General features: G+C 63.0%; 21 protein-coding genes. 3 read left to right on the top strand and 18 right to left on the bottom strand.

The genetic code is table 11. The annotated features are described in order from the left end of the window. Nucleotides 1-4 precede the first annotated feature (4 nt). The 6 genes from truA to leuC all read right to left on the bottom strand — a co-directional run bounded on the left by truA (nt 5) and on the right by leuC (nt 8,998). The gene (gene truA / locus RO069_RS20185) at nt 5-910 is read right to left on the bottom strand and encodes a tRNA pseudouridine(38-40) synthase TruA (RefSeq protein WP_328189866.1); all 906 of its coding nucleotides are present in this window, start codon (nt 908-910) and stop codon (nt 5-7) included. An 87-nt stretch (nt 911-997) separates the two neighbouring features. Next, on the bottom strand, nt 998-4,123 hold the full coding sequence (locus tag RO069_RS20180; protein ID WP_328189865.1) for a FimV/HubP family polar landmark protein: 3,126 nt from the start codon (nt 4,121-4,123) through the stop codon (nt 998-1,000). 423 nt (nt 4,124-4,546) lie between these two features. Continuing rightward, entirely contained in the window at nt 4,547-5,662 is a 1,116-nt protein-coding gene (asd, locus tag RO069_RS20175) for an aspartate-semialdehyde dehydrogenase (protein ID WP_328189864.1), read from the bottom strand. A gap of 126 nt (nt 5,663-5,788) precedes the next feature. Beyond that, on the bottom strand, nt 5,789-6,862 hold the full coding sequence (gene leuB, locus RO069_RS20170) for a 3-isopropylmalate dehydrogenase (protein WP_328189863.1): 1,074 nt from the start codon (nt 6,860-6,862) through the stop codon (nt 5,789-5,791). 52 nt (nt 6,863-6,914) lie between these two features. Then, nucleotides 6,915-7,562, bottom strand: coding sequence for a 3-isopropylmalate dehydratase small subunit (gene leuD, locus RO069_RS20165; RefSeq protein ID WP_328189862.1), 648 nt, complete (start codon nt 7,560-7,562; stop codon nt 6,915-6,917). Between the two features lie 17 nt (nt 7,563-7,579). Continuing rightward, a complete protein-coding gene (gene leuC / locus RO069_RS20160; RefSeq protein WP_328189861.1) occupies nt 7,580-8,998 on the bottom strand; it encodes a 3-isopropylmalate dehydratase large subunit in 1,419 nt (472 codons plus the stop codon). Between the two features lie 413 nt (nt 8,999-9,411). Here leuC and RO069_RS20155 point away from each other — a divergent pair, with 413 nt between their 5' ends. Next, nucleotides 9,412-10,278, top strand: a complete 867-nt coding sequence (locus tag RO069_RS20155; protein ID WP_328189860.1) for a LysR family transcriptional regulator — start codon at nt 9,412-9,414, stop codon at nt 10,276-10,278. On the opposite strand, the gene RO069_RS20150 is transcribed toward RO069_RS20155, so the two are convergent. The 10 genes from RO069_RS20150 to RO069_RS20105 form a co-directional block, all read right to left on the bottom strand. Then, nucleotides 10,271-11,419, bottom strand: coding sequence for an MFS transporter (locus RO069_RS20150; RefSeq protein ID WP_328189997.1), 1,149 nt, complete (start codon nt 11,417-11,419; stop codon nt 10,271-10,273). The two genes, RO069_RS20155 and RO069_RS20150, sit on opposite strands and share 8 nt — an antisense overlap. Nucleotides 11,420-11,539: 120 nt before the next feature. After that, entirely contained in the window at nt 11,540-12,634 is a 1,095-nt protein-coding gene (aroC, locus tag RO069_RS20145) for a chorismate synthase (protein WP_328189859.1), read from the bottom strand. A 36-nt stretch (nt 12,635-12,670) separates the two neighbouring features. Continuing rightward, on the bottom strand, nt 12,671-13,573 hold the full coding sequence (gene prmB, locus RO069_RS20140; RefSeq protein WP_328189858.1) for a 50S ribosomal protein L3 N(5)-glutamine methyltransferase: 903 nt from the start codon (nt 13,571-13,573) through the stop codon (nt 12,671-12,673). A gap of 93 nt (nt 13,574-13,666) precedes the next feature. Then, complete coding sequence (locus RO069_RS20135) at nt 13,667-14,854, bottom strand: patatin-like phospholipase family protein (protein ID WP_328189857.1); 1,188 nt, start codon at nt 14,852-14,854, stop codon at nt 13,667-13,669. Continuing rightward, nucleotides 14,847-15,767 carry a DUF4892 domain-containing protein gene (locus tag RO069_RS20130; RefSeq protein ID WP_328189856.1) on the bottom strand — a complete coding sequence of 307 codons (921 nt, stop codon included), beginning with the start codon at nt 15,765-15,767 and terminating at the stop codon, nt 14,847-14,849. The genes RO069_RS20135 and RO069_RS20130 overlap by 8 nt, the downstream gene beginning before the upstream one ends. Nucleotides 15,768-15,772: 5 nt before the next feature. Next, nucleotides 15,773-16,687 (bottom strand): alpha/beta fold hydrolase, encoded by a 915-nt coding sequence (locus RO069_RS20125; RefSeq protein WP_328189855.1) that lies wholly within the window; start codon nt 16,685-16,687, stop codon nt 15,773-15,775. Between the two features lie 49 nt (nt 16,688-16,736). Next, entirely contained in the window at nt 16,737-17,087 is a 351-nt protein-coding gene (locus RO069_RS20120) for a PilZ domain-containing protein (RefSeq protein ID WP_189577885.1), read from the bottom strand. Between the two features lie 109 nt (nt 17,088-17,196). Further along, nucleotides 17,197-18,192, bottom strand: a complete 996-nt coding sequence (holB, locus tag RO069_RS20115) for a DNA polymerase III subunit delta' (protein ID WP_328189996.1) — start codon at nt 18,190-18,192, stop codon at nt 17,197-17,199. 5 nt (nt 18,193-18,197) lie between these two features. Then, nucleotides 18,198-20,261 carry a transglutaminase family protein gene (locus tag RO069_RS20110; RefSeq protein WP_328189854.1) on the bottom strand — a complete coding sequence of 688 codons (2,064 nt, stop codon included), beginning with the start codon at nt 20,259-20,261 and terminating at the stop codon, nt 18,198-18,200. Further along, entirely contained in the window at nt 20,258-21,235 is a 978-nt protein-coding gene (locus tag RO069_RS20105; RefSeq protein ID WP_328189853.1) for a DUF58 domain-containing protein, read from the bottom strand. The genes RO069_RS20110 and RO069_RS20105 overlap by 4 nt, the downstream gene beginning before the upstream one ends. Nucleotides 21,236-21,327: 92 nt before the next feature. Here RO069_RS20105 and pabB point away from each other — a divergent pair, with 92 nt between their 5' ends. Next, nucleotides 21,328-22,647, top strand: coding sequence for an aminodeoxychorismate synthase component I (pabB, locus tag RO069_RS20100; RefSeq protein ID WP_328189851.1), 1,320 nt, complete (start codon nt 21,328-21,330; stop codon nt 22,645-22,647). Between the two features lie 43 nt (nt 22,648-22,690). On the opposite strand, the gene thrH is transcribed toward pabB, so the two are convergent. After that, the gene (gene thrH / locus RO069_RS20095) at nt 22,691-23,299 is read right to left on the bottom strand and encodes a bifunctional phosphoserine phosphatase/homoserine phosphotransferase ThrH (protein WP_328189850.1); all 609 of its coding nucleotides are present in this window, start codon (nt 23,297-23,299) and stop codon (nt 22,691-22,693) included. A 185-nt stretch (nt 23,300-23,484) separates the two neighbouring features. Between thrH and RO069_RS20090 the strand changes: the two genes are divergently transcribed. Further along, a complete protein-coding gene (locus RO069_RS20090) occupies nt 23,485-24,234 on the top strand; it encodes a phosphoadenylyl-sulfate reductase (protein WP_328189994.1) in 750 nt (249 codons plus the stop codon). A gap of 81 nt (nt 24,235-24,315) precedes the next feature. Here RO069_RS20090 and cysB read toward each other — a convergent pair whose 3' ends face one another. After that, the gene (gene cysB / locus RO069_RS20085; protein WP_328189849.1) at nt 24,316-25,293 is read right to left on the bottom strand and encodes an HTH-type transcriptional regulator CysB; all 978 of its coding nucleotides are present in this window, start codon (nt 25,291-25,293) and stop codon (nt 24,316-24,318) included. Nucleotides 25,294-25,739: the final 446 nt, after the last annotated feature.

Raw genomic sequence — 25,739 nt, 5'->3', positions numbered from 1 at the left:
CTCATCAGGAACGGGTTCTTGGCTTGCGGTGGATCCAGCTCGGGGCCACCGGGGCATTCAGCCCGTCATCAAACCAGGGTCGGACAAAGGCCGGGCCGCATTGGGCGCGGGGGATGGCAAACGCCTCCGGGTAACCCACGTCCACCAGGTAAAGCCCTTCCGCCGGTGCGGTGACGGCCGCCTTGCGACGGTCACCGGTGGCCAGCACCTCACCGACCCAGGCCGGGGGATACTTGCCCTGGCCAACGGCCATCAGCGAGCCGGCAAAGTTCCGCACCATATGGTGCAGGAAGGCGTTGGCCTGGACATCGATCACCACAAAATCACCACGGCGATGAACCCGGATGAACTCCACGAAGCGCCAGGGAGAGCGGGACTGGCAACCGGCTGCCCGGAAGGCACTGAAATCGTGCTCCCCCTGCAGCAGGTGCGCCGCCTCCTGCATGGCTTCCTCATTCAGCGGACGGAATGTCCAGGACACCTGTGGTGCCAGCAGCGCGGGCCTTACCGGACCATTGAAGATAACATAACGGTAGCGGCGGTACACCGCCGAAAATCGGGCATGGAAGGGTTCCGGGGCGTTACCGGCCCAGTGCACCGCGATGCTGCGTGGCAATGCGGTGTTGATTCCCATGACCCAGGACCGCAGGTTGCGCACCGCCCGCGTGTCGAAATGCACCACCTGGTAGCTGCCGTGAACACCGGCATCCGTGCGCCCCGCGCAAACCAGATCCACGGGTTCGTCCGCCACCTTGCTGACCGCCCGGGTCAAGGTTTCTTCCACCGATGGCACACCGCTTTTCTGGCGTTGCCAGCCATGGTAGGCGGCGCCGTCGTATTCCAGGGCGAGGGCGACCCGGCCGTCGCCAATGGCATTGTCAGTGGTTAGCGGAATGGGGGTCTGGAACAAGGTGTTACCGGGTTGATAAAGGGGTGTATCAATAAAGAACGCCGGCGCATGGGCCGGCGTTCTGGTTCGATTGGCTATTATAACGGATCAGGGCAGCTTTTTGAGCAGTGATTGCGCTTCCGTCTTCTGCTCGTCGCTTCCCTCCAGGATAACCTCTTCCAGAATTTCCCGGGCGCCTTCGCTGTCACCCATATCCACGTAGGCACGGGCCAGGTCCAGCTTGGTTGCCACTTCGTCCGTGCCGGACAGGAAATCGAAGTCGTCGTCATCGCCCAGGGAGGCTTCGTCGATCTCGTCGATGCTGGATTTGTCGCCGGAGCGGGGTTCAGATTCTTCCACAGGTGTACCGGCCTCCTCATCCGCAACCGATTCATTGTCGAGCTCGGGAATCTCCAGGTCGGACAGGTCGTCCCCCGCCGGCTCCTCGCCGGTGGCCTCGGACGCGGACTCCGGTTCTTCCAGGTCCAGGTCCCCCAGGTCGAGCTGGCTTTCGTCTTCCGGCTCGGACTCGGAGGCCTGGTCCATCAGTTCCAGATCCTCATCGGAGACATCCAGCTCCAGATCCTCAAGCCCGTCGTCGTCACTGCTGTCGCCGGACGTTACCTTGTCCAGCTCGGCGTCCAGCTCGTCGAGGAAGGATTCGTCCAGGTCCGCCTCGTCTTCCGGGTTGGCGGACTGATCGGCGGGTTCTTCACCCTCGCCTTCCAGCTCCAGGTCTCCGAAATCAAGGTTGTCTTCTTCGGCGGGCTCTGCCGCGCCTTCCACATCCTCGGCAGATGGCTCACTATCGATGCCGGCATCGTCGAGATCCAGGGAACCGAAGTCGTCATCCAGTTCCAGGGATTCTTCTTCGGTCCGGTCGCTGGCGTCGGCCTCGCTGCCCTGCTCTTCCGGCAGATCGAAGTCGATATCGCCAAGGCCGTCATCGGTCTCTTCCGGGGTGGATGCCGGTTCGGGCCGCTTCGCTTCTTCCTCGGCGGGATCAGAGGTATCCAGCCCGGAGAAATCGTATTCGATGGGCGAGTCCTTATCATCCTCCTTGGATTCTCCGGTGTCCTCATCCGGCAGGTCCAGCTCCTCGAACGAGCTCATCAGCTCATTGGTTTCCTCGTCCATTGGGGTGCTGGCGATGTTATCGGAGGCGTCCTCTTCCCCCCGGGATTCACCCAGGGCGTCGCCGCCACGGAGCTGGGATTCCAGTTCATCGATACTGGGGGTGGATTCCGCCTCTTCCAGACGGGCACGAAGGGCTTCCGCTTCCGGCTGGGCCTCATCAAGCTCCATGGCTTCCAGCTCCGCGTACTGCTTGTCGAATGCGGCACGGTTGCCGGTATCCGCATAGACCGCCAGCAGCTTCAGGCGCAGGTCGGAACGGCTCGGCTCACGGGAGATGGCGTTTTCCAGTACTTCAGCGGCCGCTTCATGCTGGCCGTAGGACACATACCTGTCCGCCTCTTCCATGGCGCTGGCGGATTCGGCCGCTTCTTCCTCGCCCAGGGTGAGCTCGAAGCCGTCATCCTCATCGCCTTCATCCAGCTGCTGATAGAACTCATCCTCCTTGCTGGCGCGGCGACGGGAAATCAGCAGCACCACCAGCAACAGCAGAACCAGGAAACCGCCAAGGGCGATCTGGTACAGGAAGTTGCCGGCAATCAGGTCAATGGCAGTGGCCAGGAAACCCTTGTCCTGCGCTGGGCTGGACGGCTGCGGTTCCTCGGCTTCCTGCTGCTCGCCAGTTGCGGCCACGGGGCCATCGGCAGCGGCATCCGCTGGCTGCTGGTCGTCCTGCGGCTGCATGGCCGTGGTGTCATCGCCCGCGGCCATGTCCTCGTCGGTCATGACGGGGTCATCCATACCGGGCATGGCATCGTCCGCCGCCGGTTCGGCCTGGTCCTCTGGCATGCCGGTATCGGCTGCCTCGTCCACGGTGTCACCATCCTGCGCCATGGTGTCGCCCGCCATTTCTCCGGCGTCACCTTCCGTGGGCGCGGTGTCGTCAGCGGCATCCTCAGTGCCGGGCTCGGCCACGGTCATGCCCGACGTTTCGCCGGTGCCATCCGCAGGGCCTTCGGCGGGCTCATCAGCCTCGGCCATGCCACCCTGGATTTCGGCAAGCTGGGTATCCTTCAACTCGATCAGCCGCTGCAGGGTTTCCACCTGGTCCTGCAGGTCTTCCACCCGGCTGTTGAGTTCGTCATTTTCCCGCTGCACGCGGTCCAGCTCCTCCAGCGCGACGGCCTCGCCCGCATCTGCGGTACCACCCTGGCGGCCGTCACCGCCGGCGGAACCGTCACTGCGGGCCTCATCACCGTCCTCAGGCACAACCAGCCTGAGTTCGTCGGACGACGCCTGGCCGGCGCCATCACCACTGCCCGACGCGGCGACCTCACCCTGGGTGGCATCCACCTCGGGCTCGGGCTGTGCGAAGGCCCGGTGCTGGGCGGCCACTTCACGATTGGCCTGGGCCCGGGTACGGGCGGTCATGTCGTCCAATTCCGGTACCCGGAGAACTTCGCCCCGTTTGATCCGGTTGATATTGCCGTCTATAAACGCATCGGGATTCAGGTCCTGGATGGCCAGCATGACCTGTTCCATGGACACGCTGGTGTCCGGCCGGACCCGCTCGGCGATTTCCCAGAGCGTATCGGATGCCTGGACCTCCAGGCTGCCACTTACGGCGGACCGGGTGGTGGTCGTATCATCCGAAGCAGGCCGGGTGTCCTGGCTGGCGGTATCGCGCGGCTGACTGGTGGTCTGCTGTGCCTGGCGGGTCTGCGTGCTCTGCACGGACTCGGATACCCCGGACTCCTCGGCATAGACCGGGGGGTCCACCAGTACCGAGTATTCCCTCATGACACGACCGCTGGGCCAGGTCACTTCCACCAGGAAATTCAGGTAGGGTTCGCGCACCGGCTCACTGGACGTCACCGATATGACCAGCTCACCATTGGGCGCGGTGGTCACTTCAAAATTCAGGCGCGTAAGGAAGAAGTCGCGGCGCAAGCCAACGCGTTCGAAATCCTGCTCTGATGCCAGATTCACTATGATGTCGTCGGGGCTGACACCGTCCAGCCTGTTAACGTCGATCTCTGCATTCATTGGCTGGTTCAGATAGGACTGTATTTCTATCTCCCCGAGCCCCAGTGCCTGTGCGACACCGGAACCAAGCCCTCCCGCCAGAGCCAGAGCAACCGCAAGCTTGCGTACTTTCATGCTTTTTCCTTACCAGTCTCCGTTATTCGTTACCGCTAGATGAATACAGAATCGGACGAGGTTGGATGACTTTCACTTTTTTAATTTTAGAGTGAAGAGAGTATTGTTGATAATGCCAGCTTTATCAATCAATCACATCGCATCTTTGCACCACTTCCTGATGTATTTCACGGAAACAGTTGTGACTCCAAGTTTAGAAACCCTCTGAAAACAGGTCGGTGATCATCGGCCTGAGTCGAGACTTTCAGGACACGATACGCCATTTCCAGCATTCGATGGCTTATTCCGTCTCATTTTTGGAACAAACTGAGAAAAGATCCCGAAAAAATAACAGGGGCGGCGGCTGATTTCAGCCGGCGCCCCTGACCTGTTACCTGAAACGGTACACAGTTGGCATTATACGACTTTGCAATCGTCAGTTTTTCAACGCTCCTGGAGGATGCGCAGCATCCGGCGCAGGGGTTCAGCCGCTCCCCAGAGTAACTGGTCCCCGACCGTGAAGGCGGAAATGTACTCCGGCCCCATGGTCAGCTTGCGAATCCGGCCGATGGGCACACTCAGCGTCCCCGTCACCTTGGCCGGGGTCAGCTCCGCCATGGTGGCTTCCTTCTCGTTGGGAACCACCTTCACCCAGTCGTTGGCCTTCGCCAGGATCGACTCGATTTCGTCGATCGGCAGGTCCTTCTTCAGCTTGATGGTCATGGCCTGGCTGTGGGAGCGCATGGCACCAATCCGCACGCAGATGCCGTCGATGGGGATCGGGTTGTCACTGCGCCCCAGGATCTTGTTGGTTTCCACGCCGGCCTTCCATTCTTCCTTGCTCATGCCGTTATCGAGCTGTTTGTCGATAAACGGAATCAGACTGCCCGCCAGGGGCACTTCGAAATGCTCGGTGGGAAAGTTCCCGGAACGCATGGTGTCAGTGACCTTGCGGTCGATTTCCAGGATGGCTGACGACGGGTCTTCCAGCTCGGACTTCACGGCACCGTTGAGCGAACCCATCTGGTTGAGCAGCTCGCGCATGTTCTGGGCACCGGAGCCGGAAGCCGCCTGATAGGTCATGGGGGACACCCACTCGATCAGGTCCTGCTCCAGTAGGCCTCCCAGGGCCAGCATCATCAGGCTGACGGTGCAGTTACCGCCGATATAGTCCTTGACGCCCTTACCCAGGGCTTCGTCGATGACGTTGCGGTTCACCGGATCCAGTACGATCACGGAGTGGTCCACCATGCGCAGGGTGGAAGCGGCATCAATCCAGTAGCCATCCCAGCCCGCATCACGGAGTTTCTGGTAGACCGCGGTGGTGTAGTCGCCACCCTGGCAGGTGACGATGACATCCATGGTTTTCAGGGTGCCGACGTCAAAGGCGTCCTGGAGTGGCGGGACGCCTTCCCTGCCAACATCCGGGGCCGGCTTCCCGGTCTGGGAAGTGGAAAAGAACACCGGATCGATATCGGCAAAATCGTTTTCTTCACGCATGCGTTGCATGAGGACAGAGCCCACCATGCCACGCCAACCTACAAGTCCAACTCGCTTCATGTGCGACCTTTAAGACTCTATGCCCGCCCGCTGCCGTTATCGCTGGCAGGGACCGGATGGATGATCCCGCGGCAGCGGCATCCTGCTGCCGTCGGGTTTCGTGGGTGCTGGCCGATGGGCTGACCGTTACAGGGCCGCGAGGACAGCCTCACCCATCTCCCGGGTGGATACCTGCTTCGCGCCCTCGGACATGATGTCCGCGGTACGCAGACCCTGGTCCAGCACCTTGCTGACCGCCGCCTCAATGGCCCCGGCGGCTTTTTCCTCACCGAGGCTGTAGCGCAGCATCATGGCACCACTGAGGATGGTGGCCAGCGGATTGGCAATGCCCTGGCCGGCAATATCCGGCGCTGAACCGTGGCAGGGCTCGTACATGCCCTGCTTTTCAGAGTTCAGGGAAGCGGACGGCAACATGCCAATGGAGCCGGTGAGCATTGCCGCTTCATCCGAAAGGATATCACCAAACATGTTGCCGGTCACAATCACGTCGAACTGCTTGGGCGCACGAACCAGTTGCATGGCGGCGTTATCCACGTACATGTGGGACAGCTCCACGTCCGGGTATTCCTTCGCCAGTTCGTCCATGATTTCCCGCCACAGCACGGTCACTTCCAGCACATTGGCCTTGTCCACGGAACACAGTTTGCCTTGACGCTGCCGGGCGGCTTCGAAGGCCACCCGGCCGATGCGGCGGATCTCGGATTCGCTGTAGACGTAGGTGTTATAGCCCTGACGCTCGCCCCCTTCCAGCTTGCGCACACCCCGGGGCTGACCGAAGTAGATACCGCCGGTCAGTTCCCGCACGATCATGATATCCAGCCCGGACACCACCTCCGGCTTGAGGGATGAGGCGGAGGCCAGTTGCGGGTACAGAATGGCCGGACGCAGGTTGGCGAACAGTTCCAGGTTGGAGCGCAGCCCCAGCAAACCCTTTTCAGGCCGCTTGGCCATTTCCAGGCCATCCCACTTGGGACCGCCCACGGCACCCAGCACAATCGCATCGGCCTTCTTCGCCTGGTCCAGGGTCTTGTTCGGCAGCGGCTCGCCGGTTTCGTCGATCGCCGCACCCCCCACCAAAGCTTGCTCGAAGTGCAGATCAAGACCGAACTGGTCGTTGATCCTGCGCAGGACCTTTTCCGCCTCGGTAACGATCTCAGGGCCGATTCCGTCACCCGGCAGCATGAGTACGGTTCTGGACATGGGTATTTTCCTTGTTGATTCAGTGTTGATTCAGCGAACAGCGTCGGCGTTATCAGTGGCCGGCGTTGAACAGCCAGGGGGCTGTTTTGCGGCGGCTGTTTTCGTAGTCTCGGATCAGGTCGGCATCCTCGAGGGTGACACCGATATCATCCAGGCCGTTGAGCAGGCAGTGGCGGCGGAAATCGTCCACCTCGAAGCTGAAGGACTCGCCGGACGGGGTGGTCACGGTCTGGCTCTCCAGATCCACGGACAGCTCATAGCCTTCGTTGGCTTCGGTTTCCTGGAACAGCTGGTCAACTGTTTCTTCAGGAAGAACAATGGGTAACAGGCCATTCTTGAAGCAGTTGTTGTAGAAAATGTCGGCAAAGCTCGGGGCAATGATCACCCGGAAACCGAAGTCATCCAGAGCCCAGGGGGCGTGCTCACGACTGGAGCCGCAGCCAAAATTTCGGCGGGCCAGCAGCACGCTGGCGTTGCGATAGCGCTCCTGGTTCAGGAAGAAGTCCGGGTTGATGGGCCGCCGGGAGCAGTCCTGGTCCGGCTTGCCCTCGTCCAGGTAACGCAGCTCATCAAACAGGTTGGGGCCGAAACCGGTCCGCTTGATGGACTTGAGAAACTGCTTGGGGATGATCATGTCCGTATCCACATTGGACCGGTCCATGGGGGCGACGATGCCCTTGTGTTGCTGCAATGCTCTCATGGTCTGTCTCCTGTGGATCAGTTCATCATCTCGCGGACGTCAACGAAATGGCCGTTGATGGCGGCGGCTGCGGCCATGGCCGGGCTGACCAGGTGGGTGCGGCCACCAAAGCCCTGACGGCCCTCGAAGTTCCGGTTGGAGGTGGACGCGCAGTGCTCCCCCTGCCCCAGTTTGTCGGCGTTCATGGCGAGGCACATGGAGCAGCCCGGGTCACGCCATTCCAGGCCGGCTTCGATAAAGATTTTGTCGAGACCTTCCTGTTCCGCCTGGGCTTTTACCAGCCCGGAGCCGGGAACCACCATGGCCTGCTTGAGGATCGGGGAGACTTTCCGGCCCTTGACCACCTTGGCCGCCTCGCGCAGATCTTCGATACGGCTGTTGGTGCAGGAGCCGATAAACACCCGGTCCAGCTTGATGTCGGTAATCTTCATGTTGGCGTCGAGGCCCATGTACTTGAGGGCGCGTACGATGCCTTCCCGCTTGATGGGGTCTTGCTCGGCAGCCGGGTCGGGCACGTTGCTGCCAACGCCTGCGACCATTTCCGGCGAGGTGCCCCAGCTCACCTGCGGCTGGATCTCGGCCCCTTCCAGTTCGATGACCTTGTCAAACTCGGCGTCGGCGTCGCTGTGCAGGGTGCGCCAGTACTCGACGGCTTTGTCCCACTGGTCGCCCTTGGGCGTGAACGGGCGGCCCTTGACGTAGTCGATGGTGGTGTCGTCAACGCTGACCATGCCAACCCGCGCGCCCGCTTCGATGGACATGTTGCAGATGGTCATGCGGGCTTCCATGCTCAGGTCGTGGATGGCGTCGCCACCGAATTCGATGGCGTAGCCGGTGCCGCCAGCCGTACCGATCTTGCCGATGATGGCCAGGACCACGTCTTTGCCGGTCACGCCGGGGCCGAGCTTGCCGTTCACCTTGACCAGCATGTTTTTCATTTTCTGCTGGACGAGACACTGGGTGGCCAGTACGTGTTCCACTTCGGAGGTGCCGATGCCGTGGGCCAGGCAGCCGAAGGCGCCGTGGGTGGAGGTGTGGGAGTCACCGCAGACGATGCTCATGCCGGGCAGTGTGGCGCCCTGCTCCGGTCCGATGACGTGGACGATGCCCTGGCGCTGGTCCTTGATCTTGAATTCGAGGATGCCAAACTCGTCGCAGTTCTTGTCCAGGGTTTCCACCTGGATGCGGGACACGGGGTCGACGATGCCTTCCACGCCACGTTCGCGGTCGGTGGTGGGCACGTTGTGGTCCGGCGTGGCGATGTTGGCGTCGATGCGCCAGGGTTTGCGGCCGGCCAGGCGCAGGCCTTCGAAGGCTTGCGGTGAGGTGACTTCGTGGAGCAGGTGCCGGTCGATGTAGATCAGCGCGGAGCCGTCGTCCCGCTGTTTGACCAGGTGGTCGTCCCACAATTTGTCGTATAAGGTCTTGCCCGCCATGGTTTGGTCTCTCTCGGTTATTCGGGTCTTGGTTTTGACTGCTATGTGGGGAATTTTACTCCCCTGTGGCGAATAACCTCAATTCATGTTTTTCATGGTTTGCATTCCTTTCTGGAATGATAAAGTAGAGTTTATTGCTTACCTTGATTTGATGTGTGCTATCGAACTGAGGTGCCTGGTCCGGGGAGCGGTATATTTTTCCAGGACACGCCCCGCAAGTACGTCCATGTAGGGCTCGACGAGCGCCCTTTGTTGCTAATTGCTCCTGCGTCGCAACAAAGGTCCAGGCCCGGCCGTCCATGGCCGGCCCGTGAAGCGCTTACGCGCTCCACCCCTGGCGCTCGACGGTCCTGGAAAAACATCCCCCACCCCGAACCTCAAACCTTTTCGCAGGCCTCTAAAGAGCAGAACACATGGACTCCAATGCACTCAAAGCGTTTATTACGGTCATTGATCAGGGCTCCTTTTCCGAAGCCGCCGACACCCTCCACTTGACACAGCCCGCCATCAGCAAACGCCTGGCGGCGCTGGAGAATCAGCTTGGCACCCCCCTGCTTGAACGCAGCCACCGACAGATCCGTCTGACGGATGCTGGCGCCCGGTTGCTGCCCCATGCCCGGCGCATTCTGGATGAGGTCCATAACGCCCGGCTGGCGCTGCAGGACCGGGATGGTGAGGTGGCCGGTCACCTGTCGCTGATTGCCAGTCACCATATTGGTCTGCATCACCTGCCCGCCTGGCTCCAGCGGCTGAACCGGGAGTATCCGGATGTAACGCTGGGTCTGCAGTTCATGGATTCGGAAGGGGCCTATGACCGGATGCGGCGGCGGTCGGCGGAGCTGGCGTTTGTGACGTTGAGCGAGAGTATGGACCAGTCGTTCGAGGTGCACGCCCGATGGGAGGATGAGATGGTGTTTGTGGTGTCGCCGGATCACCCGCTGGCCAACATGGAGGCGCCGGATCTGGCGGCGTTGTCGGGCTATGATGCCTTGCTGCCCGAGGCCGGGACGGCCACCTACCGGACGGTGAGTCGGTTGTTCCTGGATGCGGACTTATCCCTGAATCTGCCCATGCCCACGAACTATATGGAAACCCTGAAGGTAATGGCCGGTGTGGGTCTTGGCTGGAGTGTGTTGCCGGTGAGCATGGTGGATGACTCCCTGACGGTGCTGCCGGTTGGGCATCGTGTCAGCCGGTTCCTGGGCGCCATCGGGTTGCGGGGACGGTCGCTCAGCCCCCAGGCCCGGGCCCTGCTGACGATTGCCGGTGAGATCAGGTAGCGGCTGTGTCCGGCGGTGGCTGTAGCCAGCGCCAGGTGATGAAGATGGCGAAGACCATGGCCACGGCGCCGCCCCAGAAGGCGGCGGAGGTGCTGAAGCCGTCCACCAGGAAGCCGGAGAGCCAGGCCCCCACGGCACCGCCAGCGCCGAAGGTCAGGCCACTGTACAAGGCCTGGCCCTGGCCGTGGTGGTGCTGGCCAAAGAAGCCCTGGACATACTGCACGGAGATGACGTGGAGGGCGCCGTAGGAGGCGGCGTGCAGTAGTTGGGCGAAGATCAGTATCGGTACCACGTCGGTGACTTCGGCGATCAGGATCCAGCGCAGCATGGTGAGCATCAGGGCGCCGATGGCGATCTGGCGGACGCTGAAATACCGTGTGAGTCGGTGCATCACCACGAACAGACCGATTTCGGCGATCACGCCCAGTGACCACAACAGGCCAATGGGGAGTTTGCCGTAGCCGTGCTGTTCCAGGTGGATGCTGAAGAAGGTGTAGTAGGCGCCGTGGGAGACCTGGAGCAGGAAGTTCATGGCGAAGAAGGCAATCACCGCCGGGTGACCGACAATGGCTTTCAGGCTGCCGTTGGGGGCACTGGTTTTCTGGGCGCCCCGTTCCGAGGGCACCAGGAAGGTGGAGACCGCAATGCCCGCAAACACCGGTAGCAACAGCCATGGCAGCATGGTGATCGGGATAAACTCCAGGATGGCGCCAATGATGGCGACGCCGCCGATAAAGCCCACCGACCCCCACAGGCGGATGCGTCCATACTTTTCTTTCTTCGAGCCCAGCACCCGCAGGGTGATGACTTCGTACAACGGCAGGATGGCGTTCCAGAAGAAGGTGAACATCAGCATCACCAGCAGCAGCCCGTAGAACCCGGGCTCCAGGAAGACACCGGCGAAGCATAATGAGCCCACGACGGCGCCGAAGCGTACCAGCCGTACCCGCAGGCCGGTCTGGTCGCCGATCCAGCCCCAGACGCTGGGGGCCACGATTTTGGTGAGCTGGATGGTCGCCATCAGGGTGGCGATCTGCAGGTAGGAGAAGCCCCGCCCTTCCAGGTACAGGGACCAGTAGGGCAGCAGCGAGCCCAGCAGGGCGAAGAACCAGAAGTAGAGGTTTGAGAGTCGCCAGTAAATAACGGTTTTCCTTGAGATTCCGGTCGTTCGGTAAAGCCGTTAAGGGGGCGCCAGTGTCCCGTTTGGCCAATTCGCTAACCTACTGAGCCACTGAGAGCCTTGAGAGCAAGGCGCCCGCTGTCAACGCTGTCCGATGGTCGGGGTGGTAACCTCGACATCGCCGTTCTGTCCCCGGTGGCGCAGGTAGTGATCCATCAGCACGATGGCCATCATGGCCTCGGCGATGGGCGTCGCCCGGATACCCACGCAGGGGTCGTGGCGACCGGTGGTGACCACTTCCACCGGGTTGCCGTCCACATCGATGCTCCGCCCCGGCAGTCGAAGGCTGGAGGTGGGCTTGAGGGCGATGCTGGCAACGATGGGCTGGCCGGAGGATATGCCCCCGAGCACGCCACCGGCATTGTTGGACAGGAAGCCTTCCGGCGTCATTTCGTCCCGGTGCTCGGTGCCCTTCTGGGTAATCGAGTCGAAGCCGGCGCCGATTTCCACGCCCTTGACGGCGTTGATGCTCATCAGGGCGTGGGCCAGGTCCGCATCCAGCCGGTCGAAGATGGGCTCGCCGAGGCCGGGGGGAACGTCGTCCGCCACCACGTTGATCCTGGCGCCGATGGAGTTGCCCTCCTTGCGCAGGGCGTCCATGTAGGCTTCCATCTCCGGCACCTTGCTGGCGTCCGGGCAGAAGAACGGGTTCTGGTGCACCTGCTCCCAGTCGAAGGTTTCCGCCTTGATGGGGCCAAGCTGTGACAGGTAGCCGCGGATGCGGATGCCCAGGCGCTGCTCCAGGTACTTGCGCGCCACCGCGCCGGCAGCGACCCGCATGGCGGTCTCCCGGGCGGAGGAGCGACCGCCGCCGCGATAGTCCCTGACACCGTATTTATGCATGTAGGTATAGTCGGCATGGGCCGGCCGGAACTGGTTGGCGATTTTCGAGTAGTCCTTGGAGCGCTGGTCGGTGTTCTCGATCACCAGGCCGATGGGGGTGCCGGTGGTTTTGCCTTCGAACACGCCGGACAGGATCTTCACCTCGTCCGCTTCCCGGCGCTGGGTGGTATGGCGGGACGTGCCCGGCTTGCGGCGATCCAGGTCCGCCTGCAGGTCGGCCTCGCTCAGCTCCAGACCCGGCGGGCAACCATCGATGATGCAGCCCAGGGCCAGACCGTGGCTCTCACCGAAGGAGGTGACGGTGAACAGTTTTCCAAAGGTGTTTCCGGACATAATTCAGCATCTTGTCGTTAACAGTTAAAATCTTTGTCAGGACTTCCCGAGACCTTCCACCAGGGTTTCCCGGGTCAGCACGAATACGCCGTCGCCCCCGTTGTCGAATTCCAGCCAGGTAAACGGCAGTTGCGGATAGGCATCGTCCAGCGCGCCCCAGCTATTGCCCACTTCTACGATCAACAGTCCGCCCGGGTTCAGGTGGTCGGCGGCCCGGTCCAGTATGCGATGGGCAATTGCCAGCCCGTCATGCCCCGCTTCCAGGCCGAGCCGGGGCTCGTGGTGGTACTCGTCGGGCATGTCCGCCATGTCCTCGGCATCCACATAGGGCGGATTGCTCAGGATAACGTCGTAACGGCCCTCCAGCTGGTCGAATACATCGGACCGTACCGCCCTCACCCGGTCTTCCAATCCATGGAGCTGGATGTTGGTACGGGCCACTTCCAGGGCATCCTCCGACACGTCGGACAGGTCCACCCGGGCATCGGTGAATACGCTCGCGGCGGCAATGCCGATGCAACCGCTGCCAGTACAGAGATCCAGCACCCGCTCCACCGGGCGGTCCGCCAGCCAGGGCTGCAGGCCCGCCTCCAGCAATTCCGCCATGGGGGACCGGGGGACCAGTACCCGCTCATCCACCCTGAACGGCAACCCCATGAACCAGGCCTCGCCAATCAGGTAGGCCACCGGCTTGCGATCCTGGACACGCCGGTCGATGCGCTCCAGGATGACCTGGCGTTCGTCCCGGGTCAGCCGGGCATCCAGAAACAGGGTGTTGTTCTCCAGCGGCAGGTGCAGGCTGCGCATCACCAGCAGCACCGCCTCGTCCCAGACGTTGTCGGTACCGTGGCCGAAGTAGAGGCCGGCCTCGCTGAAGCGGGACGCCGCATAGCGCAGGCAATCCCGCACGGTAATCAGGTCGTCAATGGGACGGGTCAATGCCGGTTCCTTCTGCCAGCCCCGCCGAAGCGGCGGGCAATGAATGTTGTCGGCGGATTATACGCGGATTCGTCGTGCCGGGCAGCCCCGGCGTCAGACCGCCAGCGGCCCCGAACTGTTGCGGTTCTTCTCGAACCGGTCCAGGGCGGTGTGCATGCGTTCGCGGCCAATCTGGATCAGTTCCGGTGCCTTGTGATAATCGTAGGTGCGGCAGGAATTCTTGGGCACGTTCACCAGCAGGTCGGGCGGGTAGCCGGCCAGCTTGTACTGCACCAGGGCGCTCTGCATGGTCTCGATGGTCAGGTTCATAATGTCAAACTTGCCGATGCCCAGCTTGTCCCAGTTGATGGTGCCCGTCTCCTGCCAGGGGTCGCGATCCGCTGCCGGTTTCTCCTCGCTCTGCTCCCGTACCTCGTCCTCGAGTTTCTCCTCCGGGGAGCCCCCCTTCACCGGATTCCCCATGTCCCGGCGGCCTCCGAAGGATTTCAGGGCTTCCCAGTCGAGCCAGCGCGAGGCCTTGTCGCGGATCTTGCCGATCCATTCATCCAGCTCGTTGTCGTCGTCCAGGGGATGGAAGGCGGCATCGGGAATGCGGCTGTCCCGGTCGTTCTCGCCACTGAGATTCACCGCGACCACCATGTCCGCGTGGGCGGAAATGGTGGGCATGATGGGCAGCGGGTTGAGTAAGGCGCCGTCCACCAGTACCCGGCCATTCAATATCACCGGAGTGATCAGCCCGGGAATGGCGATGGAGGAACGGATGGCCTGGTCCAGGGGCCCCTCCTGGAACCAGATTTCCCGGTGCCCCAGCAGGTCCGTGGCCACGGCGGTGTAGGCAATGGGGAGGGACTCGATGCGGGTATCCCCCAGCATGTCCCTGACCACGGAGAAGACTTTCTCGCCCCGGATCGCGCCCACCGAGTTCAGGGTCACATCCAGCAGCTTGAGCACGTCGAACTGCCCCAGCCCGGTGACCCAGTCCTTGTAGGCCTGCATCTTGCCGGCGGCATACACTCCGCCGATCAATGCCCCCATGGAACAGCCGGAAATGGCCACAATCTCGTAACCCCGTTCCTCCAGCACCTCGATGGCACCAATATGGGCATACCCCCGGGCGCCTCCGGACCCGAGGGCCAATGCCACCCGCTTGCGCTGCTCCGGCGGGGAATCAACACCGCGGGCATCGGGTGCCGCTGGCTTTGGTCCGGCGGCGGAGGACTCGATCGCAGGCGTCCGGGCCCCTCCGGATGACCCGGACGCTGGCTTTTTCCGGTCACTCATCCGTTGCCCCCCCTGCCGGTGGTGCGATGACCAGGATCTCGATGCGGTTTCCGGGGCGCCCCGGTGATGCCACGTCAACCAGCGGGCCAATGCCCCGTATCAGGTGACGGGAGCGGGAGATGCCGGAACGGTCCAGCAGGTCGGACATGGTGGTGGCGGCCCGTTCCGCCCGGGCAATGGATTCCTCGACGGTTTCATTATCCCCCAGGCTGGCAAAGGCAGCGATCACCACCTGGCTGCCTTTCACCTCCGCCATGGAATCGATCCGGCGACGGGTTTCCACGCCCCAGTCGAAACGGACCGTGAAATCGCCCTCCCAGGGCACAATCACCGGCCCTGCAATGCGGCCACGAGAGGCCTCACCCCCCGGAATCTCCGCGTCATCCGACAGCTTCAACTCTTCCAGCCAGAGGTGATCGCGTCGGTTGCCCCGGGTGACGGTGTAGAGGGTGACCAGCCAGCGCTGGCCCGCCTCGTCTTCCAGTGCCGCCACCAGGTATTCCTGGTCGGCATCACGACCATAGAGACTGGCCTGGTCGAAGACCTGGTTGGCCCATACGTTGCTCCGACCGCACTCGCGTCCTTCGCACTGGAACAGGATGGTGGCATTGCGCGCCTGCAACTGCTCAAGGTACCAGGCCCGGGCATCCTGCCGGGCAGCATCCGGATTTAACAGGTAGAGGCGACCGGTGCCGTCCACCTCCAGCCGGACCGAGCGCTCGGCACGGACTTCATCCCCAACCTCACGAATGGCGCTGAGCATGACCCGGTGACTGGCCGCGCTGATTGGCCGCTCCTCCTCCAGGGTGGACAACGGAAAGTCAGGGAGCAGACTGGCCTGAGCGGCAAACGGGACCGACAGCACCGTCAGCACCAATAGGGCCCGGAGTTGGATAAATACCGGTATCGGCATGATGACTACTCCCCTGCCAGGAACGACCGGATCCCCTGCTCCACCGGCGTGATATTACCGTCCAGGTGGCAGTGGTGTCCGCCATCGATATCCAGGCAACGGACATTGGCCAGGGCATCGAAGCGTTTCTGCCAGCGCTCGAAGGAGGCCAGCAGACCGTGTTCCGCCCGGATCAGCAGGATCGGGGCCGACACCGAGTGCACGAAGCTCATCACCTGTTCTTCCGAGAATACCATGGTGGATGGGTGACGCAGCCGGGGGTCGGTGCGCCAGTGCCAGCCATCCGGCCCCTGCTCCAGGTTGCGGGAGAGCATCACCCGGGCCACCTCCACGGACAGCGGATTGCGGCCCCGGGTCCGCAACGTCGCGGCGTCGTCCAGGGACGGATAGCCGGTGCTGGCACCGGAGCCTGACAGGCGCTTGCGGATGCCCCGGCGAAGCTGGCTGACGGATTCCTCCGGCGCCTTGGAGATGGGGCCCAGGCTGTCGATCATCACCAGCCGGCGGACCTTCTCGGGAAACGCTGCCGCATACAGCATGGAAACAATACCGCCCAGGGAATGGCCCACCAGGTCCACCTGGTCGTGATCGGCGAAGTGCGTCTCGATCAGCTCCGCCAGGTCGGCCACATAGTCCGCCAGGAGGTAGCTCTGGCCCTCAGGGCGATGGCCTGAGTAGCCGTGACCGGCATGGTCCAGGGCCCAGATATTACCCAGGGACCGCAGGGTCGGCGCCAGCCGGTAGAAGGTCAGGCTGTTGTCCAGCCAGCCGTGGAGCATCAGCACCGGGGTGGTCCCCGGCTCGGCGTCGCTGGCCGGCCAGTGCAACCCTGCAAGAGTCAGGTGTTTCAGGGGCCAGCGCACCTCCCTGAAGTCGGATTCGGAATCAGAGAGCAGGTCCGGGGACAGGGACTGGTTCATGAAAGCAGACTTTCCTTAAAACGGAACAACGGGCAGCCACGCCCGGACGTTACATGGTATGGGTGGGCCGGTCAGAACTCAGGGAGCCCGCCAGGTAGGATTCGATCTTGGTGCGTGCGGTTTCGTCCTCACCGTTGAACTGCACGCCAATACCGGCGGCACGGTTGCCCTGCGCCCCCCGTGGCGTGATCCAGACCACCTTGCCGGCCACCGGGATCTTCTCGGGTTCATCCATCAGGTTGAGCAGCAGGAAGACCTCATCCCCCAACTGGTACTGCTTCTGGGTGGGAATAAACAGCCCACCCTGGCGGATATAGGGCATGTAGGCGGCATACAGCACCGCCTTGTCCTTGATGGTCAGGGTCAGGATACCACTGCGTGCGCCAAAACCAGGACCCATGGCTTTCCTCCAGCGTTTGTCATTGTATTGCCGCGGTAACCGCTCCGCAGGCTGAATGTATCGTTAGTCTAGCAGACCCGGGCACTGGCCCAACCGGGGCCAGCAGCCACTACCCTGCCCGTTTGCGCCGGGGCATCAGGCTTCGCCACTGGATCAGCAGGCGGTCGGTCTCCAGCTCGGGGTTCACATTATTCACCAGGGCGCGCCGGGATTCGCGGATGGCGTCCACAAGTTCCTGGGCCCGCCATGGCGGATTGCCCGACGCCAGGTATCGTACCACTTCCGCGATGCCCGGGTCCCGGGGCTCGCCCCCGGCCATGGCACGGGCCAGGTCATTGGCCCAGCCCTCCATCAGGTTGAGGGTGGCCTCATGGCCCAGGCTCCGGAAGGCCCTGGCGGCGGTTGCCACCGATACCGCCCCCTTCATGAACTGCCGGAAAGCGTCCAGTGCCGACTCACGCTGTTCCAGGAAACCGGTGTCCAGCAACTCCAGCGCCAGCCTGGGCGCCCCTCCGGCCAGATGCAGGGCCAGGGCCTGCTGGTCGGTCTCCGGGGCATCGTCCCGCTCCTCAAGCCGGGCAAACAGCCAGCTGGCGGCTTCGGCGGCCGGTGGTGTCGGCACCGGCATGATGCGACAGCGGGACCGGATGGTGGGCAGCACCGGTCGACCGGTTTCCTGCAGCAACAGCAGCACCACGTCCGATGCCGGTTCCTCCAGGGTCTTGAGCAGCGCGTTGGCGGCGTTGATATTGAGTTGGTCCGCCCGGTCCACCACCGCCACCTTGAGTCCGGCCACCTGGGGCGAGGCGACGGCGAACTGGGACAGCGCCCGCACCTGGTCGATACGGATCATGCGGGATTTTTCCGGCTGGTAGACCCGGATATCGGGGTGGGATTCCCCCGCCACCAGCAGGCACTGACGGCACTGGCCGCAGGCCTCGCGGCTCCCCTCCGTGCGCTGGTCACATACCAGCAGGGCGGCAATCGACTCCGCCAGTTGCCGCTTGCCCACGCCCCGTTCCCCGTGGATAAGGGTTGCATGGGGCAGCCGTCCCTGATCCAGGGCCTGCGCAAAGGGTTCCAGTGCTGGCGTCAGCCAGGGCATTCGGGTCACGGACGGTTCCTGCTCGACGATGGTTTGGGGTGTTCCCTGAGGGCCCGCCGGATGGCCGACAGCCGACGCCGCATGACCCTCAGGCCGAGGGCCTCCTGCCGGTTGTCGGTTCTCGACCGACGGGAACTGGAGCCATAGTAATGGTTGTTCAGGTCACGGGCAAAGGCTTGCGCCAGACGACCGGCGGGCGGCGCCTGGTCGGCGGTGATGCGGGCCAGTTGCTCCGGGGTAACCCCCGCCGGTACCGTGACACCCTGTTGCCGGAGGGCCCGCACCCAGCGCTCCACCAGCAGGGCGACCGGGTCCGCTGAGCGACCGCCACTATGCCGCAGGGCGGTGATCACACCAGCCACCAGCAGCGCCAACCCCACCAGGGAGGCGGTGATGTAGCCCAGTTCCTTGAGGCCGATGTTGCCCGGCAGGCGACTCATCAGGTCCATCTGGGACTGCCCCTGGTAGCCCACCACCCAGCGCTGCCAGTTATAGTTGATCCGGTCCATCTGCAGGCTGAACCATTGCACCACCGCCACATCTCCGTACCGCTGGGGCGAGGTCCAGTCGTCCTCCAGGAACGAGCCTTCCTCAGCCACGGCATCCCGCAGGCCGGATTCAATGCGGTCCGGGGAGATGGCGGCGGTGGGATCCAGCCTGACCCAACCCTGGTCCGCTATCCAGGCCTCCACCCAGGCATGGGCATCGTACTGTCGCACGATCAGGTAGGCATCATCGGCGCCGGTGGAACCGCCCTGGTACCCCGCCACGATACGGGACGGGATGCCGGCGGACCGCAGCAGGAACGTGGTGGCACTGGCGTAGTGGGCGCAGAACCCCCGCTTGGTATCGAACAGCAGGGCGTCCACCGGATCGTCGGGCATGGTGGGCGGTCGCAGGGTGTAAAAGTATGCCTGTTGCCGGAAGCGGGTCAGGATCGACTGTGCCAGTTCCATGTCGGAATTGGTGGCGGTGGACAGTTCCCGGGCCAGCCGGCGGCTGCGTTCATTGCCCTGCTCCGGCAACTGCAGGTATCGGCGTCGCTCCGAGGGTGTCAGTGAACGGGGATCCTCGGTGGCGGGCTCCAGGGCCATACGGTAGCGCACCGAGGTATCCGCCGGTCGCTCCAGCCGGAACAGATTGCCCGGCACCGGACTGACATTGCCGGACACCGCCCGGGAATTGTCCAGGGCGTAGACCCAGCGTTCACCGGAGGCTTCCATCAGCACATCGTACTGGTTGTCGGCCAGGTCGCCGATGCCGGCATCCAGGTCGACCCGGCCCAGCCGCGATGGCGGTTCATCCTGCCACTGGCTCCAGGTAGTGCCGTCGAACCGGTCCAGGATCAGGGCCCGCCAGTACCGGTCCCGGTGGGCGGGCATGGCGCCCCCGAAGGTGACCCGGAAAGCCCGTTCACTGCTCTGGGCCAGGTTGGAAATGTCTCCCGGGGTCATGGCGTCCGACAGCCCGGTGCGGGCCTCGCCGGACACCAGCGGCACGCTCCACAGGGGCGCCATGCGGGGAAAGAAGATAAACAGCGCCAGCACTACCGGCAGGGTTTTGAGCATCATGCTCCCCAGCCGCCGTAAGCCCTTGGCCGGGCTATGGCTGGCACCCGGTGTATGGAGCATCTGCAGGGCCACCAGCAGCAGGACAATCCCGGCCAGGGTGACCAGCGTCCAGCCGATACCCTGCTGGAACAGGAAGTTCACCGCAGCCAGGTAGACCAGTATAAAGAACAGCACGAAGAAATCCCGCCGGGTCCGGGTCTCCAGCCATTTCAGACCGACGGCGAGGACAAAGAACGAGGCCGCGGTGTCGACACTGAAATGACCGCTGACCGTGGCCACATAGCCGGCAATCAGGGTGCCCATCACCCCCAGCCGCAGCCATCGACCCGGCAGGCGCACGCGGCCCTGCTGGACCGCCCAGCGCCAGCCGGCCAGCAACAGACACGCCGCCAGCAGCCACAGGGGCAGGCGATCCCACTGGGGCAGCAACAGTACCAGAAATCCGCACAGCAACCAGAGCAGTGCGCCGCTGGGCAGCATGGGAGCGCGGGTGCTCATCGGTCGCCCTCCCCCTGCGGCGGTGTCTGCCGCCAGGTGGCCAGGGCCCGGAGGCACTGCTTACGGTGCTGGTCGCCCTGGTCCGGTTCAATGGTCAGCCCGGGCAGGCGCAGGCCCCAGACCTCGCCGGCCTGGGAGCGCTCCTGGACCAGGGCCGCCAGGTAGCTCAGGCGCAGTTCGTGATCGGTACCGGGAAAGCCCTCGAAGTCCAGCCACCGGGGGCTGCCCAGTTCCCCCTGCCAGTCAGCCACCACCATCTCACCGTTGCGTGAATAGCGCTTCCAGTCCACCCGGGCACTGAGATCTCCTTCCCGCCAGGGCCGCAGTTCCACCTGATCCTGCCCCTGGCTGCGCTGGTCCGCCTCGGCGTTCTCGCCGTCGTCACTGCCTTCCGGCGCCTGGGGAGGGGTGATCGGACGGGGATAAACGATGGCCGGCGTGGCCGGTTGCAGCCAGGACCAGGCGACCAGCAGGCCGAAGGGAAAGCGGGTTTCCACCCGCACCCGGTCAGGCAGCAGGTAGCCCCGCTCGCGACTGGGCACCTCGATGGCTCCGTCCACCAGGGTTCCCCCGGGAACCGACAGGCTTGCGCCCGGGCCGTTGTCGTTGAGCAGATCAATGGCGGTGGCGTCATGGTCCGCCTGCAGACGGACATGGAAGGCAATCGGTTCACCAGCAAAGCCCTCGCCGGGTTTCAGCATGGCGATATCCAGGCCACTGAGGTTATTGTGGGTCTGGTGCATGGCCGCCACGAACAGGGCCCCCAGCAGGAAGGTGAGCAGGTAGATCAGGCTGTTCTGGTAATTGATGCCGGTGAGCAACATGACCACGAGCAGCACACCGAAGACGACGCCGGCACCGGTGGGCAGGATAAAGATGGAGCGTCGATCCAGGTGGCGCTGGTCTTCCCGGGGTATCCGGCGATTGACCCACGCCCGCCAGCGGCGGTTGGCCTTGAGTTTGATGGCTGACACGACTACTTCCTTACCCGGGGCCGTTTATTGGTCAAACATATAGGGTATCATGTGCCGCCCATATGACGGCCACGACCCCATCAGGTTTCCGGATGTTGACCCGCTATACAGTCCCCCGTTCCCGACTCGACGGTATCGTTGATGCCCTCTCCGGGCTTGAGGGTTTTATCTGCCTGGACACGGACCGGGGCGCCGGTCGGCGGATCAGTGCCCTGCCGGTCCGGGAATGGCGCTTTCCGGACGACCCGCAGCGGTTCGCTGATACCGTTGCCGACATCCTCGCCGAACACCGGCTCCTGGCCAGTGGAGATACCTGCGGCGGCATCGCCGGCAGTCTGTTCTACGAAGCGGGGCGGCAGACGGTTCCCGGTTTCCGCAGCCGAGGCGACGCCCTGGACAGCGCTGGCTGGGCCGGCCTGTACCGCTGGGAACTGGCGATTCCCGCCTCGGGGGACGCCCAACTGCTGTTCCACGAGACCTGTCCGGGGGCGCTGGCGGACCGCATCCTGGCGGCGACCACCGCCAGTCCGGAAACGATCCCCCGGACTGACTTCCGCCTCACCGCCCCGTTCCGGCCGCTGTCATCGGCGGAGGACTACCAGGCAGGAGTGCGACGCATACTGGACTACATCCACGCCGGGGACTGTTATCAGGCCAACCTGTCCCAGATGTTCGAGGGGCGCTTTGACGGTGATCCCTGGCTGGCCTGGAACGCCCTTACCGGGGCTATCCCGGTCCCCCATAGCGGCTACCTCAACGCCGGCGACTGGCAGTTGCTGAGCGTGTCACCGGAATTGTTCCTGGAAATCCACGGCGACCGCGTGACCAGCAAGCCCATCAAGGGCACCCGCCCCCGGGGGCAAGATCCAGAGCAGGATCGGGCCCTGGCCCGTGAACTGGCCACCAACCCCAAGGACCGGGCCGAAAACCTGATGATCGTGGACCTGATACGCAACGACCTGTCCCACTTCTGCGCCCCCTTCTCGGTACGGGTGCCCCAGCTCTTCGAGGTGGAAAGCTACCGCAACGTGCACCAGCTGGTGAGTACCGTCACCGGCACCCTGGAAGCGGATACGACGCCCTTCGAGGCCATGCTTGGCGCCTTTCCCGGCGGCTCCATTACCGGAGCCCCCAAACGCCGCGCCATGGAGATCATCGACGAGCTGGAGTCCCACCCCCGGGAACCCTACTGCGGCAGCCTGTTCTGGTGGGGGGCGGACAACCGGCTGGAAAGCAATATCGCCATCCGCAGCCTGCAGACCCTGGCGGACGGCCGCATTCGCGGCTGGGCGGGTTGCGGTATCGTGGCGGATTCCGATCCGCAGGACGAATACCAGGAATCCCTCACCAAGATCCAGCGTCTGCTCTCCACGCTGGAAGCGCTGGGGCAGGATCCGGGAACCTCAGAATGACTACCTAAGGCCCGCCGGGCATTGACGCGGGCCTCGGGAGAGCTCAGAAGCGGTTACTGAGCTCCAGGAAGGTCTTCTTCAGTGACTCGAAGTCCTGCACCGCCGGGAACTGGGGGAATTCCTCAATCACGTTCTGTGGCGCATGGAACAGGATGCCACCCTCGGCCTGGGTCAGCATGGTGGTGTCGTTGTAGGAATCGCCAGCGGCAATCACCCGGTAGTTCAGCAACTGGAAGGCCCGAACCGACTGGCGCTTGGGATCACGCTGGCGCAGCAGGTAGTTGGTGATGCGGCCCTCGTCGTTCACCTCCAGCTTGTGACACAGCAGCGTGGGATAGCCCAGCTTCTTCATCAGCGGCATGGCGAATTCGTAGAAGGTGTCGGACAGGATCACCACCTGGAAGCGTTCACGCAGCCAGTCCAGGAACTCCCGCGCCCCGGGCAGCGGATCCAGTTCACCGATCACTTCCTGGATGGCCGGCAGACCGTAACCGTGCTCGTCCAACAGGCGCAGCCGCTGCTTCATCAGCACATCATAATCGGGGATGTCCCGGGTGGTGGCCTTGAGCTCTTCAATCCCGGTTTTTTCCGCAAACGCGATCCAGATTTCCGGGATCAGCACTCCCTCAAGGTCAAGGCACGCAAGTTCCACACTCTTCTCCTGTTACCGGCCGGGCACGGCCGCTTGTTGATCGATGGGCCCGCTATGATAGAAAAAACCGGCGCCAATTGCATCGTTGCAGGGAGCCTGCCTCCGGAAATGACCGACGCCTGCTATAACCTTATGATTGCAGATTACTTCATGAACCTTCGATCTGGTGATAAATTGGCGTCACCATTTCACAGGATAACGATAATTCGATGACTGACATTGAGCAGCTTCAGAGAGAGTTGGACGGCCAGAGCCCGAGGGCGATCCTCAAGGCGGCACTGGCCCGCTACGACGAGATCGCCATTTCCTTCAGCGGCGCGGAAGACGTGGCCCTGATCGAGATGGCCCACAAACTGACGGACCGGCTCCGGGTGTTCTCCCTGGATACCGGTCGCCTGCACCCGGAAACCTACGAATTCTTCGAGCGTGTGCGCAAGCACTACGGCATCGATATCGAATTCCAGTTTCCGGATGCGGAAGCCATCCAGGCCCTGGTCATGGAAAAGGGCATGTTCAGCTTTTACGAGGACGGCCACGGCGAATGCTGCGGTATCCGCAAGGTGGAGCCCCTGCGCCGCAAGCTGAAGACCCTGGATGCCTGGATCACCGGCCAGCGCAAGGACCAGAGCCCTGGCACCCGCAACGAGGTGCCTGTGGTGCAACTGGACGATGCCTTCGACGGTCGTGGTGACGAGCTGGTGAAGTTCAATCCGCTGGCCAACTGGACGTCAAAGGAAGTGTGGGACTATATCCGGATTTCCGAAGCCCCTTACAACAAGCTCCACGAGCGGGGCTTTGTGAGCATTGGCTGCGAACCCTGCACCCGTCCGGTACTGCCCGGCCAGCACGAGCGGGAGGGCCGCTGGTGGTGGGAGGAAGCCACCCAGAAGGAATGCGGACTGCACGCCGGCAACCTGATTGCCAGCGACGCCTGAACGTCTGAACGAATATCCTGACGCCGTGGAGACGCATCGGGCACCGCCCGCCGCCCTCCCGGCGTTCCGGGACTATCCGCCTCAGTAGAGAGGCAGTTCCACGTTCCGGAACAGGTCCTCGATTTCCTGCCGGCTGCCCTGGTGCGACACCACTTCGTTGACAGTGTCGCGGGTCAGGTGCGGCGCGAACCTCTCAATGAAGTCGTACATATAGCCCCGCAGGAAGGTGCCCTTGCGGAAGCCAATGCGGGTCACGCTGGGCCTGAACAGCTTGCTGGCGTCCAGGGCCACCAGGTCGGAATCCGCTTCCGGGTCGTAGGCCATGGAGGCAATGATCCCCACACCCAGCCCCAGCCGGACATAGGTCTTGATGACATCCGCATCGGCGGCGGTGAACACCACCTTCGGCTCCAGCCCCTCCGCCTGGAACGCCTCGTCCAGCTTGGAACGCCCGGTGAACCCGAACACGTAGGTGACAATCGGATGCTTGGCCAGTTCCGGCAGGGTCAGCTCCGGGAGCTGCGCCAGGGGATGGTTGCGGGGCACGATCACGCAGCGGTTCCAGCGGTAGCAAGGCATCATGATCAGGTCGTTGAACAGCTCCATGGCCTCGGTGGCGATGGCGAAGTCCACGGCACCGTTGGCCGCCATTTCCGAAATCTGCATGGGAGTGCCCTGGTGCATGTGCAGGGACACGTCCGGATAGGTCTCGATAAAACCCTGGATCACCGGCGGTAGTGCGTAGCGTGCCTGGGTATGGGTGGTGGCGATACTGAGGTCACCCTTGCGCTGGTTGCTGAACTCCTGGGCAATCTTCTTAATGCCCTCCACCCGGCGCAGGATCTCCCCCGCTTCCCGGATAATGGTCTCCCCGCCCGGGGTGATCCGGGTCAGGTGCTTGCCGCTGCGCGCGAACACCTCGATACCCAGTTCGTCCTCCAGCAACCGGATCTGCTTGGAAATACCGGGCTGGGAGGTAAACAGGCTCTGGGCCGTAGCGGAGACGTTCAGGTCGTGGTGGGCAACTTCCCAGATGTAGCGCAGTTGTTGTAATTTCATTGTTGCTTTCTCTCCCCATAGCGGACGCAGGATATTGCACCCTGCCACTGGCGTGGTCGTTCCTGAGCCACTACCAGAATACGCATAAAGATCGTTGTTTTCATTCTTTTATAGAATAGAGAGCATTCGATAATCAGTGTAGTCCAAAACTGGGGTATACAAGTCGGTTTTCATGAAATCGGGGTATAACAGTGTGAGACGTTCCCCGGAATCGTCCAGGTTAGTGTCCCTTAACATAAGTTCGCAGCATTTCAGCGTGCCATACGCAGCTCCTGGCGAGGCGCGGCTCGCCGGGAATGGTGAATCCCTTGCCAAGAGTCGCAACACTGCCAGGGGCTGCGTATGGCGCGCCCTCCGGGAGGCTGTGTCAGGCATTACTACGGTGTTGCGCCCCTTGGCAATAGAACCACTATTCCCGGCGGAACGCGCCTTGTAGTAATGCCTGA

Origin of the sequence: Marinobacter sp. OP 3.4 (genome assembly GCF_036224885.1) — a bacterium.
In the GTDB taxonomy this organism is placed as follows: Bacteria; Pseudomonadota; Gammaproteobacteria; order Pseudomonadales; family Oleiphilaceae; genus Marinobacter.
The sequence above is the reverse complement of the archived record's forward strand: the minus strand, read 5'-3'. Positions and strand labels throughout refer to the sequence as shown.